The organism is Pedobacter zeaxanthinifaciens, from assembly GCF_003313335.1.
In the GTDB taxonomy this organism is placed as follows: Bacteria; Bacteroidota; Bacteroidia; order Sphingobacteriales; family Sphingobacteriaceae; genus Pedobacter; species Pedobacter zeaxanthinifaciens.
The window spans coordinates 1-5,207 of sequence record NZ_QMHP01000018.1 but is presented as its reverse complement, the minus strand read 5'-3'; the positions used below and the strand labels follow the sequence as shown (position 1 = coordinate 5,207).

4 protein-coding genes are annotated in these 5,207 nt (G+C 39.0%); 3 read left to right on the top strand and 1 reads right to left on the bottom strand.

Annotated elements, in window-relative coordinates:
• Positions 1-389: 389 nt before the first annotated feature.
• Positions 390-1,079, bottom strand: coding sequence for an NUDIX hydrolase (locus tag DUT68_RS17970; RefSeq protein ID WP_113639624.1), 690 nt, complete (start codon positions 1,077-1,079; stop codon positions 390-392).
• A gap of 123 nt (positions 1,080-1,202) precedes the next feature.
• On the opposite strand from DUT68_RS17970, the gene pfkA reads away from it, so the two are divergent.
• The 3 genes from pfkA to gap all read left to right on the top strand — a co-directional run bounded on the left by pfkA (position 1,203) and on the right by gap (position 4,156).
• Positions 1,203-2,192, top strand: a complete 990-nt coding sequence (gene pfkA, locus DUT68_RS17965; protein ID WP_113639623.1) for a 6-phosphofructokinase — start codon at positions 1,203-1,205, stop codon at positions 2,190-2,192.
• A 6-nt stretch (positions 2,193-2,198) separates the two neighbouring features.
• Positions 2,199-3,041 (top strand): hypothetical protein, encoded by an 843-nt coding sequence (locus DUT68_RS17960; protein WP_113639622.1) that lies wholly within the window; start codon positions 2,199-2,201, stop codon positions 3,039-3,041.
• Positions 3,042-3,157: 116 nt separating this feature from the next.
• Entirely contained in the window at positions 3,158-4,156 is a 999-nt protein-coding gene (gene gap / locus DUT68_RS17955) for a type I glyceraldehyde-3-phosphate dehydrogenase (protein ID WP_113639621.1), read from the top strand.
• Positions 4,157-5,207 lie beyond the last annotated feature (1,051 nt).

Here is a 5,207-nt window from a genome sequence, read left to right as displayed (position 1 = left end):
TCTTCTGAACTTTGCGTTAAAATTCATTCTTAAATCTACGATAATCTGACCGTCATACGTAAGAGACAGATTCCTCCTAGCGTCGGAATGACAGCAAGTGGTGGAATGGCGGGATGACAGCGAGCAGTATAGCATAGGGAAAACAACAAATAGCGTCGGAATGACAGCAAGTAATAGAATGGCGGAAGGACAGGAGCTGTAGAATGTATTTGAGCAGGCTTTGCCAACTAAACCCGATAAAAGCGAACACGCCGCCGAAGCATGAGGCAAGTAAAGCGGTTAGCGGGACTATCGTAAAATAAGAACCACTTCTTTTGCTTTTCAAAAAAATAGGCCAGGAACATACCTAGCCTACTGTTAATCTTTGTAATTTATAATTTGACGTATGATTAAAACGAAATCTCCTTGCCAAAAAGCTTATTGTATTTACGTTTATCGAACTTATACAAGGTAGCCGCCCTGAAAGAGACGCCACGTTGTTTTTCTTCCAGCTCCTTTAAAACTTTAAAACTTAAAATCTTTTTACGGAAATTACGTTTATCCAATTTTTTACCCAAAATAAGCTCATAAACGCTCTGCACTTGCGTTAAGGTAAATTTCTCTGGCAACAGCTCAAATGCTAAAGGCAAATGCTTAATGCGGCGTTTAATTTTCTCTAAACCTTTATTTAAAATATGCTGGTGGTCAAAGGCCAACTTGGGCAAATTAGCCACATTAACCCACTGCGCTTTTTTGGCATAAGTACTCAAAGGTTTTAACGGCTTATCGCCACCCAAGCGCAACATGGCATAATAAGCTACCGAAATAACCCTACCTTGTGGATGTCGCTCTACATCACCAAAGGCATAATATTGCTCCATGTAAATATCGCTAAGGCCGGTAAGCTCTTTCAAAATGCGTTGCGCCGATTGGTCTACACTTTCATCATGGTTAACCAAGTTGCCGGGCAAGGCCCACCAATCTTTAAATGGTTCCTCATTTCTCTCAATCAATAAAATTTTTAGTTCTGCACCGTCAAAACCAAAAAGTACGCAATCTATAGATACTGCGAAATCAAAACCTGGGGTCACTGCTGTCAAAACTAAGCGATTTAAATGTTTGAATTTTGAAACAAAATAAAGACACTTATTTCGTTAATTCATAAAATTTTTGAAAAAAAATTACTTAGTGTAAAAAATACACGTTATATTCGTATAATCAGAATGAAACCAAATATTAAGAACATAGCAGTACTGACCTCTGGAGGCGATGCCCCGGGCATGAACGCCTGCATTAGAGCCGTTGTACGCACAGGAATTTACCATGGCAGGAACATGTTTGGTGCCATACAAGGTTACCAAGGTTTAATCAACAACAACATTATCCCTATGGACGCCCGCTCTGTAAGCAATATTTTACACATGGGCGGAACCATCCTTAAAACAGCTAGATGTTTAGAGTTTAAGGAAGATGCCGGGATGGAAATCGCTTTTAAAAATCTACAAGAAAAAGGCATTGATGGCTTAGTGGTAATTGGTGGCGATGGCACCTTTACCGGAGCTAAAAGATTTGGCGAGAAATTTGGCGTTAAAGTAATTGGCGTACCCGGCACTATCGATAATGATTTGTACGGATCGGATTTTACTTTGGGCTACGACACCGCCATTAATACGGTAATTGAGGCCATTGATAAAATTAGGGATACTGCCGACTCTCACGATAGGTTATTTTTTATTGAAGTGATGGGACGCGACTCAGGCTGTATTGCTTTACGCAGTGCCATTGCCAGCGGTGCGGAAGCGGTGTTATTGCCAGAACGTGAAACTTCGCTAAAGGAGCTGATCATGAAATTGAAGTCTGGAGCCTCTACCAAAAAATCATCAAGCATTGTAATTGTTTCCGAAGGGAATAAGTACGGTGGCGCTTATGATATTGCCAAGGCGGTAAAACGCAAGTTTACCCATTACGATACGAAAGTGACCATTTTAGGGCACTTACAGCGTGGCGGCAGTCCGAGTGGTTTTGATAGAATTTTAGGAAGCAGATTGGGCTTTGCAGCTACCAATGCGCTTATTGCTGGCGAAAGCATGAAGATGGTTGGCTTAAAAGGCAACGAAATTGGCCTTACCTCTTTAGCGGAGGCCCTTAGCGGACTAAGCAACTACAAACTGGAGGATGATTTGTTGGAAATGACCCATGTTTTATCAATTTAAAAGAGGATGATTGCAGTAGTATATAGCGGTTCAAAAAATGCCTGTTGGAAAATTTCAGCGGAAGGCGGTGCTGTAATTGAAACACATACGGCAGGTATTAATCCCTGCTTTAACGATCCAAAGCAAACGCTACAAATTTTGGGCAAAAACATCACCCTTATACACAACGCCGAAAACATTAGGAAAATTTACGTTTTTGCAGCAGGAGCATCCGCAAAAGATAAACAACAGGAGCTAGCGGATACGCTATCACGATTTTTTGTGAATGGCAAAATTAAAGTAAAGGATGATTTGTATGGTGCTGCCATTGCCGCCTGCCATGATAAAACTGGCATTGTAGGCATTTTAGGCAGCGGTGCTAATTGCGCTTACTTTAACGGCAAAAAGCCTGAAAAAAACAATTACGGACTAGGCTATATTTTAGCCGATGAAGGATCTGCCAATTATTTCGGAAAAATGCTGTTAAAGAATTATCTGGAAGACAAGATACCTGCGGAGCTAAAATCAAAAATGGAGGCGCAATACAATTTGGACCGACCTACCATTTTAGAGCGAGTGTACCGTAAGCCTCAAGTTCAAACTTACTTGGCGTCGTTTTTGGAATTTTACCTGGAAAACAGCGAACATAAATTTATACAACAGCTGGTAGCACAAGGTTTTGAGAAGTATTTCGACACTTATATTATCCCTACGCTTGAAAAACATCCTGGCGAAGACATCCATTTTGTAGGTTCGGTAGCGGGAGGTTTCCAAGATCAACTGAGGGAGGTAGCGCAGAAATATGAAATCAAGGTGATGTCGGTAACGAAAGAGCCGATCCACAATATCCTTAATTATTATAGCAATTAGCGGATTAGAAAGAAACAAGGCTTTAGGGCTTTGACGATAGAAAAGAAAACATAATAATAAAATGATGAAACCGTCGCAGACAGCTTCATCACCATTAAAAATAAAATAAAATAAAGATGAAAATAGGAATTAATGGATTTGGCCGTATTGGCCGCCTAGCCTTTAGAGCCGCTGTAAAACGCAACGATATTGAAGTTGTTGGCATTAATGATCTTGTAGAGCCAGATTATATGGCTTACATGTTAAAATACGATTCGACCCACGGTAGATTTGACGGTACTGTTGAAGTGAAAGATGGCAACTTGGTGGTTAATGGAAAAACAATCCGCGTAACTGCTGAAAAAGATCCAGCTAACTTGAAATGGGATGCTGTTGGCGCTGAAGTTGTAATTGAATCAACTGGTTTATTTTTAACTCAGGAAACTGCACAAAAGCACATTGATGCAGGTGCTAAAAAAGTAATCATGTCGGCACCGGCTAAGGATGATACCCCAACTTTTGTAATGGGTGTTAACCATAAAGAATTAAAAGCTGAGCAAAACATTGTTTCAAATGCTTCTTGTACTACTAACTGTTTAGCGCCAATTGCTAAAGTATTGCACGATAAATATGGCATTTTAGAAGGTTTAATGACTACTGTACACGCAGTAACTGCTACGCAGAAAACTGTTGACGGTCCATCTGCTAAAGATTGGAGAGGCGGACGTGGCGCTTACCAAAACATCATCCCTTCTTCAACTGGTGCGGCTAAAGCTGTAGGCTTGGTATTGCCATCGTTGAAAGGTAAATTAACTGGTATGTCGTTCCGTGTACCAACTGCCGATGTATCTGTAGTTGATTTAACTGTACGTTTAGAGAAATCTGCTTCATACGAAGACATTAAAACTGCCATGAAAGAAGCTTCTGAAGGCGAATTGAAAGGTATTTTAGGTTACACTGAAGACGAAGTAGTTTCTACAGATTTCTTAGGTGATGCTCGTACTTCAATTTTTGATGCTAAAGCTGGTATTTCATTGAATGATAACTTTGTTAAAGTAGTTTCGTGGTACGATAACGAGTGGGGTTATTCAAATAAAATCATTGACCTAGCTCAAGAAGTAGGTAAATTTATTTAAGCACAAATATCCAAACCAAATCATAAGGCAGCACGCTAAAGGTGCTGCTTTTTTTATGCCCGCTACTTAAGTTTAGCTTTGTAAGCCAAGCGATGATTGTTAAGGAAAGTTAAATATCAGGCAATGAAATAATGTACTTCTACAATTTGCGTTTAGGAAATATCAAACATCAATGAAAAAGCGAAACTATGTTATTTTAACATTGATATATGCTTTTTTAACGTTAAAAACGGTATTTTAGTCATAGATATGTCATAACAAACAGCAAAATTAAATTTTCTTAGTGTACTTTTTACACTAATCGAAATTATGCCTACATTTGTAGTGTTGGTTGAGGCCAACAATTAAATATTGATAATACTCCTTCAAAGGAATTAAGATACACCCGTTCATACAGGTTTATATTTGGTTAGAAAGAGAGACAAGTCTGGATGGATTGTCTCTTTTCTTTTTTATGGGGGTTCCTATCTAAAAGTGGCTTTTGGTATTCACTTATCTTGCTGCTTCCACCTGAACTTACTGGGTTTTTAATTCAATTAATTATGTTTTGAGAGAACTTTTGATGTAACATTTAAGCTCCATCTTTCAACTAAATTTATTCGTTGGTTAAAGGCTGCAACTTTTTATCAACAACCAAGCAAAGAAGGAACGGAAAAAATAGGTGCTTCGTAAATCCCATGTGAGCGTTTATGCCATAGTTCCTTTAAAGCGTGTTGGAGAGAAAGATTAAATTTGAGCAGTAGTTAATGAACAACTGAACTTGAGCTTTTGCACGTCGGCTTGCCTGACGCAAAACCCTTGTTACCTGCAGCCTTTCTGTCTTTCTTTATCCTATCTCGTTTGTCCATTCAGTTGCTAAACTCTCTACGTAGTCCACAAACGTGTTAATTCCGTTTATTCTGTGAAATGTATATTCAGGTTGATTATCTAAAAATTTAACATTGTCAAAGCAATGGTCGTGAGCAAAAAGCATAACTTCTTTTGTGTTTTTGTCATAAAGTGTAGATTATTCCAAAACTGGCCACTCCTTTTTTTGCGAACTGGCCACATC